General features: G+C 57.5%; 12 protein-coding genes and 1 pseudogene. All 13 read left to right on the forward strand.

Annotation, left to right across the window (positions count from 1 at the left end; translation table 11 throughout):
* Positions 1–93 precede the first annotated feature (93 nt).
* The 13 genes and pseudogenes from ispU (at position 94) to ACL2XF_RS25810 (ending at position 17320) form a co-directional block, all read left to right on the forward strand.
* On the forward strand, positions 94–855 hold the full coding sequence (ispU, locus tag ACL2XF_RS25750) for a (2E,6E)-farnesyl-diphosphate-specific ditrans,polycis-undecaprenyl-diphosphate synthase (RefSeq protein WP_410013719.1): 762 nt from the start codon (positions 94–96) through the stop codon (positions 853–855).
* Positions 856–864: 9 nt separating this feature from the next.
* Positions 865–1723: pseudogene (gene cdsA, locus ACL2XF_RS25755) on the forward strand (phosphatidate cytidylyltransferase).
* 20 nt (positions 1724–1743) lie between these two features.
* Positions 1744–3099 carry a sigma E protease regulator RseP gene (gene rseP / locus ACL2XF_RS25760; protein ID WP_410013721.1) on the forward strand — a complete coding sequence of 452 codons (1356 nt, stop codon included), beginning with the start codon at positions 1744–1746 and terminating at the stop codon, positions 3097–3099.
* Between the two features lie 36 nt (positions 3100–3135).
* Positions 3136–5562: an outer membrane protein assembly factor BamA gene (gene bamA / locus ACL2XF_RS25765; protein ID WP_410013722.1), complete on the forward strand. Its 2427-nt coding sequence runs from the start codon at positions 3136–3138 to the stop codon at positions 5560–5562.
* Between the two features lie 147 nt (positions 5563–5709).
* Entirely contained in the window at positions 5710–6207 is a 498-nt protein-coding gene (gene skp, locus ACL2XF_RS25770; RefSeq protein ID WP_410013723.1) for a molecular chaperone Skp, read from the forward strand.
* Positions 6208–6210: 3 nt separating this feature from the next.
* Positions 6211–7233: a UDP-3-O-(3-hydroxymyristoyl)glucosamine N-acyltransferase gene (gene lpxD / locus ACL2XF_RS25775; protein ID WP_410013724.1), complete on the forward strand. Its 1023-nt coding sequence runs from the start codon at positions 6211–6213 to the stop codon at positions 7231–7233.
* A 150-nt stretch (positions 7234–7383) separates the two neighbouring features.
* On the forward strand, positions 7384–7845 hold the full coding sequence (gene fabZ, locus ACL2XF_RS25780) for a 3-hydroxyacyl-ACP dehydratase FabZ (protein ID WP_331119968.1): 462 nt from the start codon (positions 7384–7386) through the stop codon (positions 7843–7845).
* A gap of 4 nt (positions 7846–7849) precedes the next feature.
* On the forward strand, positions 7850–8638 hold the full coding sequence (lpxA, locus tag ACL2XF_RS25785; protein ID WP_410013725.1) for an acyl-ACP--UDP-N-acetylglucosamine O-acyltransferase: 789 nt from the start codon (positions 7850–7852) through the stop codon (positions 8636–8638).
* Positions 8639–8640: 2 nt separating this feature from the next.
* The gene (gene lpxB, locus ACL2XF_RS25790; RefSeq protein ID WP_413727752.1) at positions 8641–9804 is read left to right on the forward strand and encodes a lipid-A-disaccharide synthase; all 1164 of its coding nucleotides are present in this window, start codon (positions 8641–8643) and stop codon (positions 9802–9804) included.
* 5 nt (positions 9805–9809) lie between these two features.
* Entirely contained in the window at positions 9810–10406 is a 597-nt protein-coding gene (gene rnhB, locus ACL2XF_RS25795) for a ribonuclease HII (RefSeq protein ID WP_410013727.1), read from the forward strand.
* A 64-nt stretch (positions 10407–10470) separates the two neighbouring features.
* Positions 10471–13953, forward strand: coding sequence for a DNA polymerase III subunit alpha (gene dnaE, locus ACL2XF_RS25800; RefSeq protein ID WP_413727753.1), 3483 nt, complete (start codon positions 10471–10473; stop codon positions 13951–13953).
* 12 nt (positions 13954–13965) lie between these two features.
* Positions 13966–14925 carry an acetyl-CoA carboxylase carboxyl transferase subunit alpha gene (gene accA, locus ACL2XF_RS25805; protein WP_410013729.1) on the forward strand — a complete coding sequence of 320 codons (960 nt, stop codon included), beginning with the start codon at positions 13966–13968 and terminating at the stop codon, positions 14923–14925.
* 247 nt (positions 14926–15172) lie between these two features.
* A complete protein-coding gene (locus tag ACL2XF_RS25810) occupies positions 15173–17320 on the forward strand; it encodes a lysine decarboxylase LdcC (RefSeq protein ID WP_410013730.1) in 2148 nt (715 codons plus the stop codon).
* Positions 17321–17378: the final 58 nt, after the last annotated feature.

The raw sequence follows: 17378 nt of genomic DNA on the forward strand, positions 1-17378 counted from the left end.
GTGAGCCGTGTGAGTACACGGCTTTTTTGCGCATTCGGGGCCTACTGTTCCGGAAAGACGGTTGTATTCTTATTGAGGAAATACGTAAGCGTTATGTCGTCCGAAAATCAGCACGAGGCTACTATTCTGTCATCATCCACTCCCCGTCACGTGGCCATCATCATGGATGGCAACGGACGTTGGGCGAAAAGCCGGGGAAGATTACGCATCTTCGGGCATAAAGCGGGGGTGAAGTCAGTCCGTCGCGCGGTCAGTTTTGCCGTCAGCCATCATTTTGATGCTCTGACGCTCTATGCCTTCAGCAGCGAAAATTGGAACCGGCCGACGCAGGAGGTGTCCGCATTGATGGAATTATTCGTCAGGGCATTGGACAGCGAAGTAAAAAGCCTGCATAAACATAACGTTCGTTTACGTATTATCGGCGATACTAGCCGTTTCGGCCTGCGTTTGCAGGAGCGAATCCGCCGCTCAGAGGCCCTGACGCAAAATAACACTGGCTTAACCCTCAATATTGCCGCGAATTATGGCGGCCGTTGGGATATTATTCAGGGCGTGAAGCGACTGGCCGAAGAAGTGCAGGAAGGGATATTGCGTCCCGACCAGATAGATGAGGACGCCCTGTGCCGGCATGTCTGCCTCAATGAACTCGCGCCGGTGGATTTGGTAATTCGCACCGGCGGAGAACATCGCATCAGTAATTTTTTATTATGGCAGATAGCCTATGCCGAACTCTATTTTACCGATGTGCTGTGGCCGGATTTTGACGAAGACGTTTTTGAAGGTGCGCTGAATGCTTTTGCTCAACGTGAGCGGCGCTTCGGAGGAACTACGCCTAATGATGCCAACGCGTCCTAGGGGGGATTTTTGCTGAAGTCTCGCTTGATCACTGCCTTTATTCTGATACCTGTTGTTATCGCCGCGATCTTTTTACTGCCCCCGCTGGGGTTTGCGCTGGTTACGCTCGTTGTCTGCATGCTGGCGGCGTGGGAATGGGGGCAGCTTGCCGGCCTGGCGACCCGAAGCCAGCGCATCTGGCTGGCTATTCTGTGCGGGCTGCTGCTGGCGTTAATGATGTTCACTATTCCGGATTACCATCCGTTCGTCACCGCCACCATGGTGAAATACGCGCTGGGAGCCTCTCTGGCGTGGTGGGCCGCGGCCTTGGTGCTGGTGCTGTTCTATCCGCGCTCCGCCGCGTTCTGGCGCCATTCATGCGCGCTGCGGTCTCGTGTTCGGCGTCCTGACCATCATGCCTTTTTTTTGGGGCATGCTCACCCTGCGCCAGTACCACTACGCGGTGAATCATTTTACCGGCGCCTGGTGGCTGCTGTATGTGATGCTGCTGGTGTGGGGGGCCGACTCGGGCGCCTATATTTTCGGGCGCGCGCTGGGCAAGCATAAGCTGGCGCCGAAGGTCTCTCCCGGCAAGACCTGGGAAGGCCTGGCGGGCGGGCTGGTGACCTCGGCCGTCATTTCCTGGCTGTTCGGCAAATACGCCCCGCTGGACGCGCTGCCGCTCAGCCTGCTGCTGTGCTCGGTGATTGCCGCCCTGGCGTCGGTGCTGGGCGATTTAACGGAAAGCATGTTTAAACGCGAGGCCGGTATCAAGGACAGCGGGCACCTGATTCCGGGGCACGGCGGCATCTTGGACCGCATCGATAGCCTGACCGCCGCGGTGCCGGTTTTCGCCTGTTTAATGCTGCTGATTTTTAGAGCTATTTAATCGAGGGGCCAGGAGTTATCATGTTGCACTTTCTCTGGAGTCTCGCCGCATTTATCGTTGCGTTGGGTATATTGATCACCGTGCACGAGTTCGGTCACTTCTGGGTGGCCCGCCGGTGCGGTGTTACGGTGGAGCGATTCTCCATCGGATTCGGCCGCGCGCTGTGGCGTCATCGGGATAAGCGCGGCACCGAGTATGTTATCGCGGCCATCCCCTTGGGGGGCTATGTGAAAATGCTGGACGAACGGGTGGATACCGTCGCCCCCGAACGCCGGCATGAAGCGTTTAACCACAAGAAGGTTTGGCAGCGCGCCGCCATTATCAGCGCCGGCCCCATCGCCAACTTTATTTTTGCGGTGTTTGCCTACTGGCTGGTATTTTTGATCGGCGTGCCGAGTTTTCGTCCGGTAATCGGTGAGGTTACCCCCAATTCTATCGTCGCGCAGGCCGATATTTCGCCCGGCATGGAACTAAAGTCGGTTGACGGTATCGAAACGCCTGACTGGGATTCGGTGCGGCTGGAGCTTATCGGCAAGATTGGCGACGGCCAGACCAGCGTCGGGGTGGCGCCTTTCGGGTCTTCCCATATCGAACGGAAGATACTCGATCTGCGCGGGTGGGATTTTGAACCGGATAAGCAGGATCCTATCATCGCGTTGGGGATTATTCCCCGGGGTCCGCAGATAGAACCGGTGCTCGCCGAGGTGCAAAATGCATCGGCGGCGGCAAAAGCCGGTTTGCAAGCGGGCGACAGGATCGTTAAAGTCGATGGTCAGCCTATCGGCCGCTGGCAGAATTTCGTCATGCGGGTGCGGGATAATCCCGGCAAGCCGCTGGCCCTGGAAATCGACCGACAGGGTGAAAGCCTGCCGGTGACGTTGGTGCCCGACGAGAAGTCGGTAGGTAAAGGCGAAGTGGAAGGCTTCGCGGGCGTGGTGCCGAAAGTGACGCCCCTGCCCGAGGAATACAAAACGATACGCCAGTACGGCCTGTTTCCCGCGTTTTATCAGGCTGGCGAAAAAACCTGGCAACTGATGAAATTGACGGTCAGTATGCTAGGCAAACTGGTCACGGGAGATGTTAAGCTGAACAACCTGAGCGGGCCGATATCAATAGCCCAAGGCGCGGGGATGTCAGCGGAATATGGTTTGATCTACTACCTGATGTTCCTGGCGCTTATCAGCGTCAACCTGGGTATCATCAACCTGTTCCCGTTACCGGTGTTAGATGGTGGTCACTTGCTCTTCCTGGCGATAGAAAAGCTTAAGGGGGGGCCGGTTTCCGAACGAGTGCAGGATTTCAGTTATCGTATCGGCTCGATTTTGCTGGTGCTGTTAATGGGCCTTGCTCTTTTCAATGATTTCTCCCGGCTCTAGCGCCGGGGATTATGTTAGGAAGAACGCATAACCACGATGGCGATGAAAAAGTTGCTCATAGCGTCGCTGCTTCTTAGCAGCGCCACCGTATACGGTGCAGACGGGTTCGTAGTGAAGGACATTCATTTCGAAGGACTGCAACGGGTCGCCGTCGGTGCGGCGTTACTCAGTATGCCGGTACGTGTCGGAGACACGGCCAGTGATGAAGATATCGGCAATACTATCCGCGCCTTATTTGCCACCGGGAACTTCGAGGATGTCCGGGTGCTGCGTGATGGAGACACACTGCTCGTTCAGGTCAAGGAACGTCCCACTATTGCCAGTATCACCTTCTCCGGCAACAAGGCGGTGAAGGAGGATATGCTCAAGCAGAATCTCGAGGCTTCCGGCGTGCGCGTCGGCGAGGCGTTGGACCGCACCACGATTTCCAACATCGAGAAAGGGCTGGAGGATTTCTACTACAGCGTCGGTAAATACAGCGCGTCGGTGAAAGCCGTGGTCACGCCGCTGCCGCGTAACCGGGTAGATTTAAAACTGGTCTTTACCGAGGGCGTTTCCGCCAAGATCCAGCAAATCAACATTGTCGGCAATCATGCCTTCACCACCGACGAACTGGTTTCGCGCTTCCAGCTGCGCGATGAAGTGCCGTGGTGGAACGTGGTCGGCGATCGTAAATACCAGAAGCAGAAACTGGCGGGCGATCTCGAGACCCTGCGCAGCTTCTACCTTGACCGGGGCTATGCCCGCTTTAATATCGACTCGACCCAGGTGAGCCTGACGCCGGACAAAAAGGGTATCTATATCACCCTGAATATCACCGAAGGCGCGCAGTACACCCTGTCGGGCACCGTGGTCAACGGCAACCTGGCCGGCCACTCCGCCGAGATCGACGCCCTGTCGCGCGTTAAGCCGGGCGAGCTGTACAGCGGCGCGAAAGTCACCAAGATGGAAAACGACATCAAGCAGCTGCTGGGCCGTTATGGTTATGCCTATCCGCGCGTGGTGACGCAACCGGAAATCAACGACGCCGACAAAACCGTCAAACTCCATGTCAATGTGGACGCGGGCAACCGTTTTTACGTCAGGCACGTGAAGTTCGAAGGCAACGATATCACCAAAGACGTGGTGTTGCGGCGCGAAATGCGCCAGATGGAAGGCGCCTGGCTTGGCAGCAACTTGGTGGATCAGGGCAAGGAGCGCCTGAACCGCCTGGGCTACTTTGAAACGGTTGACGTGGACACGCAGCGTGTTCCCGGCACCGATGATATGGTGGACGTGACGTACAAGGTGAAGGAGCGCAACACCGGCAGCATCAACTTCGGCGTGGGCTTCGGCACCGAGAGCGGCGTCAGCTTCCAGTTCGGCATCCAGCAGGACAACTGGCTGGGCACCGGTAATTCCGTTGGTTTCAGCGGCACCAAGAACGATTACCAGACCTATGCCGAACTTTCGCTGACCGACCCGTACTTTACGGTGGACGGCGTCAGTCTCGGCGGGCGCATTTTCTACAATAACTTCGACGCCGATAACGCCGACCTGTCGGATTACACCAACAGGAGCTATGGCTTAGGCACCACGCTCGGTTTCCCGATCAGTGAAACCAGTGCGCTGCGCCTGGGCGTGGATTATGTCCATAACGATCTGTCGAATATGTATCCGCAGATTGCCATGTGGCGTTACCTGGAATCCACCGGTTTCCAACCCAAGGTCGTGGCGGGCGAGAAGAAAGACAACGACGCTGATTTCAGCGCCAATGATTTCTTCCTGACCACCGGCTGGAATTACAGCAACCTGGATCGGGGCTATTTCCCTACATCGGGTACCAGCGCCAGCCTGACCGGCAAGGTCACCGTGCCGGGTTCGGATAACGAATACTACAAGGTGACTTTCGATACCACCAGCTATGTGCCGCTGACCGACTCCGGCAGCTGGGTGCTGATGGGCCGTGGGCGCGCGGGTTACGCCGATGGCATCGGCAGCAAGGAAATGCCGTTCTACGATAACTTCTACGCCGGCGGTTCCAGCACCGTGCGTGGTTTCCGGTCCAATACCATCGGGCCGAAAGCGGCGTATTATAAGTGCGGCGGCGGCGAGTCGTCGCTTGGCGATTGCCCGCTGGATAAATCCAGCGATGCGGTGGGCGGCAACGCCATGGCGCTGTTGAGCGCCGAGCTTATCGTGCCGACGCCGTTTATCAGCCCGAAATACGCCAACTCGGTACGTACCTCGCTGTTCGTGGACAGCGGCACCGTCTGGGACACCGCGTGGGAAAACACCGCGCAGACCCGGCAATACAACGTACCTGACTACAGTAATCCGGGTAATATCCGCATTTCCAGCGGTTTTGCCCTGCAGTGGATGTCTCCGCTCGGGCCGTTGGTATTCTCTTATGCCCAGCCGGTCAAGAAGTACGATGGCGATAAGGCGGAGCAGTTCCAGTTTAATATCGGTAAAACGTGGTAACATTGCGTCGATTCACAGCGCAGGCACCATGCAAGGCAGCGAACGGAGCCTGAATGACATGACCGGCGGCCATGCCGCCGGTTTGGGTGTTAGTTCCTGCCGCGTTGAAATGTTTTCAAACTTAAATGTAGTGTTAAGGAGTTTATAGTGAAAAAGTGGTTGTATGCCGCGGGCCTCGGATTAGCATTGGCTGCCTCAGCCAGCGTGCAAGCTGCTGATAAAATTGCTGTTGTCAATATTGCCAATATCTTTCAGCAGTCTCCTCAGCGCGCTGTTGTCGCTAAACAACTCGAAAATGAGTTCAAGGGCCGGGCAACCGACCTGCAAGCGCAGGAACGTGATCTGCAGACCAAAATGCAGCGCCTGCAACGTGACGGCTCTACCATGAAAGCCGCCGATCGCAGCCGTCTGGAGAAGGAAGTCATGGCGCAACGTGAAGACTTCTCCGGCAAGGCGCAGGCCTTTGAACAGGACAATCGTCGCCGTCAGGGTGAAGAACGCAATAAAATCCTGAGCCGTATTCAGGATGCGGTGAAAGCCGTCGCCAGCAAACAAGGTTATGACATCGTTATCGATGCCAACGCCGTGGCGTATGCCGGTTCTGCCAATGACATTACGGCTGATGTGTTAAAACAGGTTAAATAAGTCATGCCATCAATTCGACTTGCTGATTTAGCGCAGCAGTTGGATGCACAATTGCACGGTGATGGCTCTCTTGTCATCACCGGCATTGCTTCCATGGGCTCCGCCAAGGCGGACCAGATTACGTTTCTGGCTGATAGCCGTTTTCGTGAAAAACTTGCTTCCTGCCAGGCCGGCGCGATCGTTCTTACCGAAGCCGACCTGCCCTTTTGCCACAGCGCCGCGCTGGTGGTTAAAAATCCCTACCTGACCTATGCGCATATGGCGCAATTGCTAAATACCACGCCCGCCGCCGCACAGGATATCGCCCCCAGCGCGGTCATTGCAGCCGACGCGCAGCTTGGCAGCCAGGTGGCCGTCGGGGCCAACGCGGTCATTGAATCCGGCGTGATCCTGGGCGATAACGTGGTTATCGGTCCGGGCTGCTTTATCGGTAAAAATACGGTCATCGGCGCGGGCACCCAGCTGTGGGCCAACGTCACCGTTTATCATGAAGTGCGCATCGGCGAAAAATGCCTGATCCAGTCGGGCACCGTTATCGGCGCCGATGGTTTCGGTTATGCCAACGATCGCGGCAACTGGATTAAGATTCCCCAACTGGGCACGGTTGAAATTGGCGATCGGGTTGAAATTGGCGCCTGCACCACCATCGATCGCGGCGCGCTGGATAACACTATTATCGGCAATGGCGTCATCATTGATAACCAGTGCCAGATTGCACATAACGTCATAATTGGCGACAATACCGCGGTTGCGGGCGGCGTTATTATGGCCGGCAGCCTGCGAATAGGCCGCTATTGCATGATTGGCGGCGCCAGCGTCATCAACGGCCATATGGAAATATGCGACAAAGTGACCATCACCGGCATGGGAATGGTGATGAGACCTATCACTGAACCTGGCGTATACTCCTCGGGTATTCCGCTGCAACCCAATAAAGTGTGGCGCAAGACCGCAGCGTTAGTAATGAATATCAACGAGATCAGCAAGCGGTTGAAAGCTATCGAGCGAAACCTGGCAAAAAACTAATCGCCTTCGCCAGATAGTGATAATTATGCGCGTTCAGGCACTTAAAGCCTGGCAAGACATTTTTTATTTGCGGCCTGCTAAATTGTCCTGTGTGGGATTGTTGCAGGCCGTGTTGTTAATGCCATCGTTTTTTCAGACAGGAAGAGTATTTTGACTAATGACACTCATGCTCATACTCTGCAGATAGAAGAGATATTAGAACTATTGCCGCACCGTTTCCCTTTTTTGCTGGTGGACCGGGTGCTGGATTTTGAAAAAGGGAAATTCCTGCGTGCGGTGAAAAATGTTTCTTTTAACGAGCCGTTTTTTCAGGGACATTTCCCCGGCAAACCCATCTTCCCCGGTGTGCTAATCCTGGAAGCGATGGCGCAGGCAACGGGTATCCTGGCTTTTAAGAGCGTCGGTAAGCTGGAGCCGGGTGAGCTATACTATTTTGCAGCGGTGGATCACGCGCGCTTTAAACGCCCGGTGCAACCAGGCGACCAAATGATCCTTGAAGTCGAATTCATTAAAGAGCGCCGCGGAGTTGCTCGTTTCCAGGGGGTTGCCAAGGTGGACGGCGAGATCGCTTGCGAAGCGTCAATGATGTGCGCCCGTCGTCGGGAGTCCTGAAAACGTGATTGATCAATCCGCCTTTATCCATCCCAGTGCCATAGTTGAAGACGGCGCCATCATTCATGCCGGTGTACAGATCGGGCCGTTTTGCTTTATCGGCCCGCAGGTCGAGATTGGCGCCCGCACGGTGCTGAAATCCCATATCGTCATCAACGGCATTACCAAGATCGGTGAAGATAACCTGATCTACCAGTTCGCCTCCATCGGCGAAGTGAACCAGGATCTGAAGTACGCCGGCGAACCCACCCGTGTTGAAATCGGCGATCGCAACAGCATCCGCGAAAGCGTGACCGTGCATCGCGGCACCGCCCAGGGCGGGGAAGTGACCCGCATCGGCAGCGATAATCTACTGATGATCAATACCCATATCGCTCACGATTGCGTTATCGGCGATCGCTGTATCCTGGCCAATAACGCCACCCTGGGCGGCCATGTCTCGGTGGGCGATTACGCCATTATCGGCGGCCTGACCGCTGTGCATCAGTTTTGCAGCATCGGCGCCCATGTTATGGTCGGCGGCTGCTCGGGCGTGGCCCAGGACGTGCCGCCGTTTGTCATCGCCCAGGGCAATCACGCCACGCCGTTCGGCATTAATATCGAAGGGCTTAAGCGCCGCGGTTTCGATAAGGAAGCCCAACACGCCATTCGCGCCGCGTATAAGCTTATCTATCGCAGCGGCAAGACCCTGGATGAAGTAAAACCCGAACTCGACGCCATGGCGGTCCAGCATCCGGTGATTTCCGCCTTTACCGATTTCCTGGCCCGTTCGCAACGGGGTATTATCCGCTGAACATGCAGGCTTGCGCGGTGGTAATCGGCTTGGTAGCCGGCGAAGCATCGGGGGATGTCCTTGGCGCCGGCTTGATCCGCGCGCTGCGCCGGCATCTGCCCGACGCCCGTTTTGTCGGCGTCGCCGGCCCGCGTATGCAGGCCGAAGGCTGCGAAGCGTGGTACGAGATGGAAGAGCTGGCGGTGATGGGCATCGTCGAGGTGATAGAGCGGCTGCCGCGGCTGCTGCACATCCGTCGCGACCTGACCCGGCGTTTCACCGCGCTGCGCCCGGCGGTGTTTGTCGGCATCGACGCGCCGGATTTTAATATCACCCTCGAAGGCCGGCTCAAGCGGCGCGGTATCCGCACCATTCATTACGTGAGTCCGTCGGTATGGGCCTGGCGCCAGAAGCGGGTATTTAAAATCGGCAGGGCCACCGACAACGTACTGGCATTCCTGCCGTTTGAGAAAGCCTTTTACGACCGGTATAACGTTCCCTGCCAGTTTATCGGCCACACCCTGGCCGACGCCATGCCCCTCGATCCGGATAAAGCGGCCGCCCGGCAACATTTGGGCATTGCCCAGGATGCCCGCTGCCTGGCCCTGCTGCCCGGCAGCCGCGGCGCGGAAGTCGAGATGCTCAGCGCCGATTTCCTCCATGCCGCCCAGCTGCTTAGCACCCAATATCCCGGACTCGATATCCTGGTGCCGCTGGTCAATGCCCGCCGCCGCGCGCAGTTCGACGCCATTAAAGCGCGGGTAGCGCCGGATCTTCAGGTGCACCTGCTCGACGGGCAGGCGCGCGAGGCGATGGTGGCCAGCGACGCGGCCCTGCTGGCCTCCGGCACCGCCGCCCTTGAATGCATGCTGGCCAAATGCCCCATGGTGGTGGGCTACCGCATGAAACCTTTCACCTACTGGCTGGCGCGGCGCCTGGTGAAGACGCCCTATGTCTCGCTGCCCAACCTGCTGGCCGGGCGCGAGCTGGTGCAGGAACTGCTGCAGGAAGACTGCGTGCCGGAAAAACTGGCCTCGGCGCTGGCGCCCTTGTTAAAAAAGAGTGTCGATAGCCAGGTGCTTAAAGAGACTTTTCGCGATTTGCACCAGCAAATTCGCTGTAACGCCGACGAGCAGGCCGCCCAGGCGGTGCTGCAACTCATCGCGCAGCCTGCGCGTTCACGGTAGCTATCATGATGGAATTGTTTGTTTATCCGCAGGCCGCCTGTATCGCAGGCGTTGACGAAGTCGGCCGCGGGCCGCTGGTCGGCGCGGTGGTGACCGCGGCGGTGATCCTCGATCCCCGGCGGCCGATAGCCGGCCTGGCGGATTCCAAAAAACTCAGCGCCAAACGTCGCGAATCGCTGTATGACGAAATCACCGATAAGGCCCTGGCCTGGTGCCTGGGACGCGCCGAAGCCGAGGAAATCGACCGGTTGAATATCTTCCATGCCACCCTGCTGGCGATGCAGCGCGCGGTCCAGGGGCTGCATATCCCGCCGGACTTTGTTTTAATAGACGGCAATCGCTGCCCGCTGTTGTCCATGCCGTCGCTGGCGGTGGTCAAGGGCGACAGCCGGGTGGCGGAAATCAGCGCGGCCTCCATCGTGGCAAAAGTGTCGCGGGACCGGGAGATGGCGGTGCTGGATCTGGAGTTCCCCGAATATGGTTTTGCGCAGCATAAAGGCTATCCGACGGCGTTCCATTTGGAAAAACTGGCGCTGCTGGGCGCCACGGTGCATCATCGCCGCAGCTTCGCGCCGGTAAAACGGGTACTGGGACTGGTCTAAAAGGCCGGTATCCCGGTGGATTTCGGGTCTTCACCACAAAAAATCAACTTTTGGTAGCAGGATAATGGCCGAACCACGCTTTATTCACCTTCGCGTTCATAGCGACTACTCGATGATCGACGGGTTGGCTAAAATCGGCCCGCTGGTTAAAAAAACGGCGGCGCTGAATATGCCCGCCCTGGCCATTACCGATTTCATGAACCTGTGCGGCCTGGTGAAATTCTACGGCAGCGCGCACGGGGCCGGGATCAAGCCTATCGTCGGGGCGGATGTCCTGGTGCAGAGCGATATGCTCGGCGAGGAAATGGCGGAACTGACCATTCTGGCGGCCGATAACGTCGGTTATCAACACCTCACGCTGCTGATTTCCGAGGCCTACCAGCGCGGCTACGGCGCGGCGGGTCCGATAATCGATCGGGACTGGCTGATAAAGCATAACGAAGGGCTGCTGCTGCTCTCCGGCGGTCGCAAAGGCGACGTCGGCAAGTTCCTGATGCGCGGCAATATGCCGCAGGTTGACCAATGCCTGGCGTTTTATCAACGGTATTTTCCCGATCGTTATTATCTCGAACTGACCCGTACCGGCCGCGCGGATGAAGAAAGCTACCTGCATGCCGCGGTCGCCATCGCCATCGAGCGCGGGCTGCCGGTGGTGGCCACCAACGATGTGCGTTTTATCGGCGAAGGCGATTTTGACGCCCACGAAATCCGCGTGGCGATCCATGACGGCTTTACCCTGGACGATCCGAAACGGCCGCGCAATTACAGCCCGCAGCAGTTTATGCGCAGCGAAGAACAAATGTGCGAGCTGTTCGCCGATTTGCCGGAAGCGCTGCAAAACAGCGTTGAGATTGCCAAGCGCTGCAACGTCACCATCCGGCTGGGGGAATATTTCCTGCCGCAGTTCCCCACCGGCGACATGACCACCGAGGATTTCCTGGTGGCCCGCTCCCGCGAGGGGCTGGAGGAACGGCTGGCCTTCCTGTTCCCGGACGAGCAGGAACGCAGCGTCAAGCGTGCGCCTTATGACGAACGCCTGGAAATCGAGCTGAAGGTGATCAACCAGATGGGATTTCCCGGCTACTTTCTGATCGTGATGGAATTTATTCAGTGGTCGAAGGATAACGGCGTGCCGGTGGGGCCCGGGCGCGGGTCGGGCGCGGGTTCGCTGGTGGCCTACTCATTAAAAATCACCGATCTCGATCCGCTGGCGTTCGATCTGCTGTTTGAACGGTTCCTCAACCCGGAACGCGTCTCGATGCCCGACTTCGACGTGGATTTCTGCATGGAGAAGCGCGACCTGGTTATCGACCACGTGGCCGAGACCTACGGCCGCGAGGCGGTATCGCAGATCATTACCTTTGGTACCATGGCGGCGAAGGCGGTGATCCGTGACGTCGGCCGGGTACTGGGCCATCCTTATGGTTTTGTCGATCGCATCTCCAAGCTGGTGCCGCCCGACCCGGGCATGACGCTGGAAAAGGCCTTTGCCGCCGAGCCGCAGCTGCAGGCGATCTACGACGCCGATGAAGAAGTCCGGGCGCTTATCGACATGGCGCGCAAGCTCGAAGGCGTCACCCGCAACGCCGGCAAACATGCGGGCGGGGTGGTTATCGCCCCCACCCGGATAACCGACTTCGCCCCGCTCTATTGCGACGCCGAGGGCAATCACCCGGTCACGCAATTTGATAAAAACGATGTGGAATATACCGGGCTGGTGAAGTTCGACTTCCTGGGGCTGCGTACCCTGACCATCATCAACTGGGCGCTGGAGATGATTAACGCCCGCCGCGCCAGGCACGGCCTGGCGCCGGTGGATATCGCGGCGATCCCGCTCGAGGATAAAAAAAGCTTCGATATGCTGCAGCGTTCGGAAACCACCGCGGTATTCCAGCTGGAATCCCGCGGCATGAAGGATCTGATCAAGCGCCTGCAGCCCGACTGCTTCGAAGATATGATCGCCCTGGTGGCGCTGTTCCGTCCCGGTCCGCTGCAATCCGGCATGGTGGATAACTTTATCGACCGTAAACACGGGCGCGAGGCTATTTCATATCCGGATATCCAATGGCAGCATGAATCCCTGAGCACGGTACTGGAGCCGACCTACGGCATTATCCTCTACCAGGAACAGGTGATGCAGATAGCCCAGGTGCTTTCGGGCTATACCCTGGGCGGCGCGGATATGTTGCGCCGCGCCATGGGCAAAAAGAAACTCGAGGAGATGGAAAAGCAGCGTTCCATCTTCAAGGAAGGGGCGGAAAAAAACGGTATTGACGGCGAACTGTCGATGAAAATCTTCGATCTGGTGGAGAAATTCGCCGGTTATGGGTTTAATAAATCCCACTCCGCCGCGTATGCCCTGGTCTCGTATCAGACCCTGTGGCTGAAGGCGCACTATCCAGCCGAGTTCATGGCGGCGGTGATGACCGCCGATATGGACAATACCGAAAAAGTGGTCGGCCTGGTGGACGAGTGCTGGCGCATGGGCCTGAAGGTCTTGCCGCCGGATATCAACAGCGGGCAGTATCATTTCCATGTCAATGACGAAGGCGAAATCGTTTACGGCATCGGGGCGATCAAAGGCGTGGGCGAGGGACCGATCGAAGCGATTATTGATGCCCGCAACCAGGACGGCCATTTTAAAGAGCTGTTTGATCTTTGCGCCCGCACCGATATCAAAAAGCTTAATCGCCGCATGCTGGAAAAACTGATTATGTCCGGGGCGTTCGACCGCCTTGGGCCGCACCGCGCCGCGTTAATGAATTCCCTTAACGATGCGCTTAAGGCGGCGGACCAGCACGCCAAGGCGGAAGCCATCGGCCAGGGCGATATGTTCGGCGTGCTGGCCGACGCGCCCGAGGCGGTGGAGGCATCCTATAGCACCGTGCCGCCCTGGCCGGAGCATGTGGTGCTGGACGGCGAGCGCGAAACCCTGGGGCTGTACCTGACCGGCCATCCCATTACGCGTTATCTGCGCGAAATCGAGCGTTATGCCGGCGGCCTGCGCCTGAAGGACATGCATCCCACCGATCGCGGCAAGATGATTACCGCGGTGGGCCTGGTGCTTTCCGCCCGCATTATGGTGACCAAACGGGGTAACCGCATCGGGGTCTTGACCCTCGACGACAGGTCCGGTCGCCTCGACGTGATGTTGTTCACGGATGCGTTGGAAAAATACCAGCATTTGCTGGAAAAAGACCGTATCCTGATCGCATCTGGACAGGTCAGCTTTGATGACTTCAACGGGGGTCTTAAAATGACCGCCCGTGAACTGATGGATATCAGCGAAGCACGTGAAAAATATGCCCGGGGTCTTGCTATCTCGCTGACTGACAGGCAAATTGATGACCAGCTTTTAAACCGTCTCCGCCAATCGTTGGAACCACACCGATCCGGGACGATTCCAGTGCATCTTTATTATCAACGCGAAGATGCTCGCGCCAGGTTGCGATTTGGCGCGACATGGCGTGTCACGCCGACCGACCGGTTGCTGAATGATTTGCGTACCCTGGTAGGCAACGAACAGGTAGAACTGGAATTTGACTAATATAGGAATACTATGAGTCTGAATTTTCTTGATTTTGAACAGCCGATTGCAGAGCTGGAAGCGAAAATTGACTCGCTGACCGCAGTCAGCCGTCAAGACGAAAAATTAGATATTAATCTGGATGAAGAGGTGCAGCGGCTGCGTGAAAAAAGCGTAGAGCTGACCCGTAAAATTTTCTCCGATCTGGGGGCCTGGCAAATAGCCCAGCTGGCCCGTCATCCCCGCAGGCCTTATACGCTGGATTACGTCCAGCATATTTTCACCGACTTCGATGAGCTGGCGGGCGATCGCGCCTATGCCGACGATAAAGCGATTGTCGGCGGCATGGCCCGCCTCGACGGCCGGCCGGTGATGATCATCGGCCATCAAAAGGGCCGGGAAACCAAAGAAAAAATCCGCCGCAACTTCGGCATGCCCGCGCCGGAAGGCTATCGCAAGGCCCTGCGGCTGATGGAAATGGCCGATCGTTTTAACCTGCCGCTGCTGACCTTTATCGATACCCCAGGCGCCTATCCGGGCGTCGGCGCCGAGGAGCGTGGCCAGTCCGAGGCCATTGCCCACAACCTGCGCGAAATGCCGGGGCTGCGGGTACCGGTGGTCTGCACCGTTATCGGCGAGGGCGGCTCCGGCGGCGCACTCGCCATCGGCGTGGGCGATAAGGTCAATATGCTGCAGTACAGCACCTACTCGGTGATTTCACCGGAAGGCTGCGCGTCCATCCTGTGGAAAAGCGCCGACAAGGCGCCGATTGCCGCCGAGGCGATGGGCATCGTCGCGCCGCGTCTGAAGGAACTGGAGCTTATCGACAGCATAGTTCCCGAGCCGCTGGGCGGCGCGCATCGCGATGTGCTGGCTATTGCGGCGTCATTAAAAGCGCAGTTGCTCTCCGACCTGGACGAGCTGGACAGAATGAGCGAAGAAGAACTGCTGAACCGCCGTTATCAGCGGCTGATGAATTACGGCTACTGCTGATACCCACCCGGCCGCGCCGGCATGCGCCGCCGGCACCGCGCGGTTGATCACGGCCAAACACCCCGCAAGCGTGCGCTCGCGGGGTGTTTTTTCATGGGCCGCGCGCAGCCGCCGGCATTTGCGGCCATGGGCGTAATGAAGTCATCTATGCTTATGGGGCGGCGTAGTATTGCCAGGGAAGTTTTCAAGGGAACTTTTTAAGCGACATCTTCAGGCAAAACAGACCCAGGCTAAAAGGACCGGCTGAATGAACATCATTGCAATACTAAGTCCGGAGCGGGTATTTTATAAAAATGAACCCATCCGTGAGCTGGACGAGGCGTTGAAAACGCAGGGTTTTCAATTAGTCTATCCCACCTCGAGCGGCGATCTGGTCAAGCTTATCGAGCAGAACCCGCGCATCTGCGGCGTGATTTTCGACTGGGATCAGTACAGTATGGATCTCTGCATCGAGATCAATGAACTGAACGAATACCTGCCGCTCTACGCGTTTATCAACACCCATTCGTCACTGGACGTCAGCCTGAACGAAATGCGTATGGTGCTGTACTTTTTTGAGTACGGCCTGGGCGTGGCCGACGATATCAGCGTGCGCATCCGTCAGTATACCGACGAATATATCGACGCCATTATTCCCCCCTTTACCAAGGCGCTGTTCAACTACGTGAAGGAGGGTAAATATACTTTTTGCACCCCCGGACACATGGCCGGCACCGCCTATCAAAAAAGCCCGGTGGGCAGCCTGTTTTATGATTTTTTCGGCGCCAACACCCTGAAGGCGGATGTCTCGATCTCGGTAACCGAACTGGGATCGCTGCTCGATCACTCCGGCCCGCACCTGGAGGCGGAAGAGTTTATCGCCCGCATCTTCGGCGCGGAGCAAAGCTATATGGTGACCAACGGTACATCCACCGCCAATAAAATGGTGGGGATGTATGCCGCGCCGTCGGGCAGCACGGTGCTTATCGATCGCAACTGCCACAAGTCGCTGACGCATTTGCTGATGATGAGCGACATTGTGCCGATCTACCTGTGTCCTATCCGCAATGCCTACGGGATCCTGGGCGGCATTCCCAAACGTGAGTTCAGCCGGGAAAGCATTGCGCTGAAAGTAGCGCAAACCCCCCACGCCTCCTGGCCCGTGCATGCGGTGATCACCAATTCAACCTATGACGGCTTGCTGTATAATACACAGTATATTAAAGAAACCCTGGAGGTGGCCTCGATCCATTTTGACTCCGCCTGGGTGCCTTATACCAATTTTCATCCGATTTACCGCGGCAAAAGCGGCATGAGCGGCGACCGTATTCCCGGCAAGGTGATTTTTGAAACCCAGTCCACTCATAAACTGCTGGCGGCGTTTTCCCAGGCCTCGTTGATTCATATTAAAGGTGATTATGACGAACGCACCTTTAACGAAGCCTATATGATGCATACCACGACGTCGCCGAATTACGGCATCGTGGCGTCGATTGAGACCGCGGCGGCCATGGTGCGCGGCAAGCCCGGGCGGCGGCTGATCCTGCGCTCCATCGAGCGGGCGCTGCATTTTCGCAAAGAGGTGCAGCGTCTGCGTGAGGAGTCCGAGGGCTGGTTTTTCGATATCTGGCAACCGGAGATTATCGAGGAGGCGGTGTGCTGGCCCATCGAGCCGGGCGCGCCCTGGCACGGATTTAACCATGCCGACGCCGACCATATGTATCTCGACCCGATCAAGGTCACCATCCTGACGCCAGGCATGGATGAGTTCGGCAACATGGCCGAGGAAGGCATACCGGCGGCGCTGGTGGCCAAATTCCTCGACGAGCGCGGCGTGGTGGTGGAAAAAACCGGCCCCTACAACCTGCTGTTCCTGTTCAGCATCGGCATTGATAAAACCAAGGCCATGAGCCTGCTGCGCGGGCTGACGGAATTTAAACGTTCCTATGATCTGAATTTGCGGGTGAGGAATATGCTGCCGGATCTGTTCGCCGAGGATCCTGATTTCTATCGCAATATGCGTATCCAGGATCTGGCCCAGGGCATTCACCGCTTGATCCGGCAACACCGGCTGCCGCATCTGATGTTAAGCGCCTTCGACGTGCTGCCCGAGATGAAAATGACGCCCCATGCCGCTTTCCAGCAACAGGTGCGGGGCAATGTGGAGACGGTGGAGTTGCCTGACCTGCTGGGACGTATTTCCGCCAATATGCTGTTGCCGTATCCGCCGGGAGTGCCGGTGGTGATGCCGGGTGAAATGATCACCGAGCAAAGCCGCGGCGTGCTGGATTTCCTGATTATGCTGTGCACCATCGGGATACATTATCCGGGATTTGAAACCGATATCCACGGCGCCCAGTTGACCGAGGACGGTCGTTACCTGGTGCGGGTGCTGAAAACCGATAGTCCGGCCTGAGGCCGCGTGATAAGCATGCGGCGCCCGGGCCGGCCGGCGGCGAACCGGTGCGGTCATT

The organism is Sodalis sp. RH19 (assembly GCF_047324215.1).
GTDB lineage: Bacteria > Pseudomonadota > Gammaproteobacteria > Enterobacterales > Enterobacteriaceae > Acerihabitans.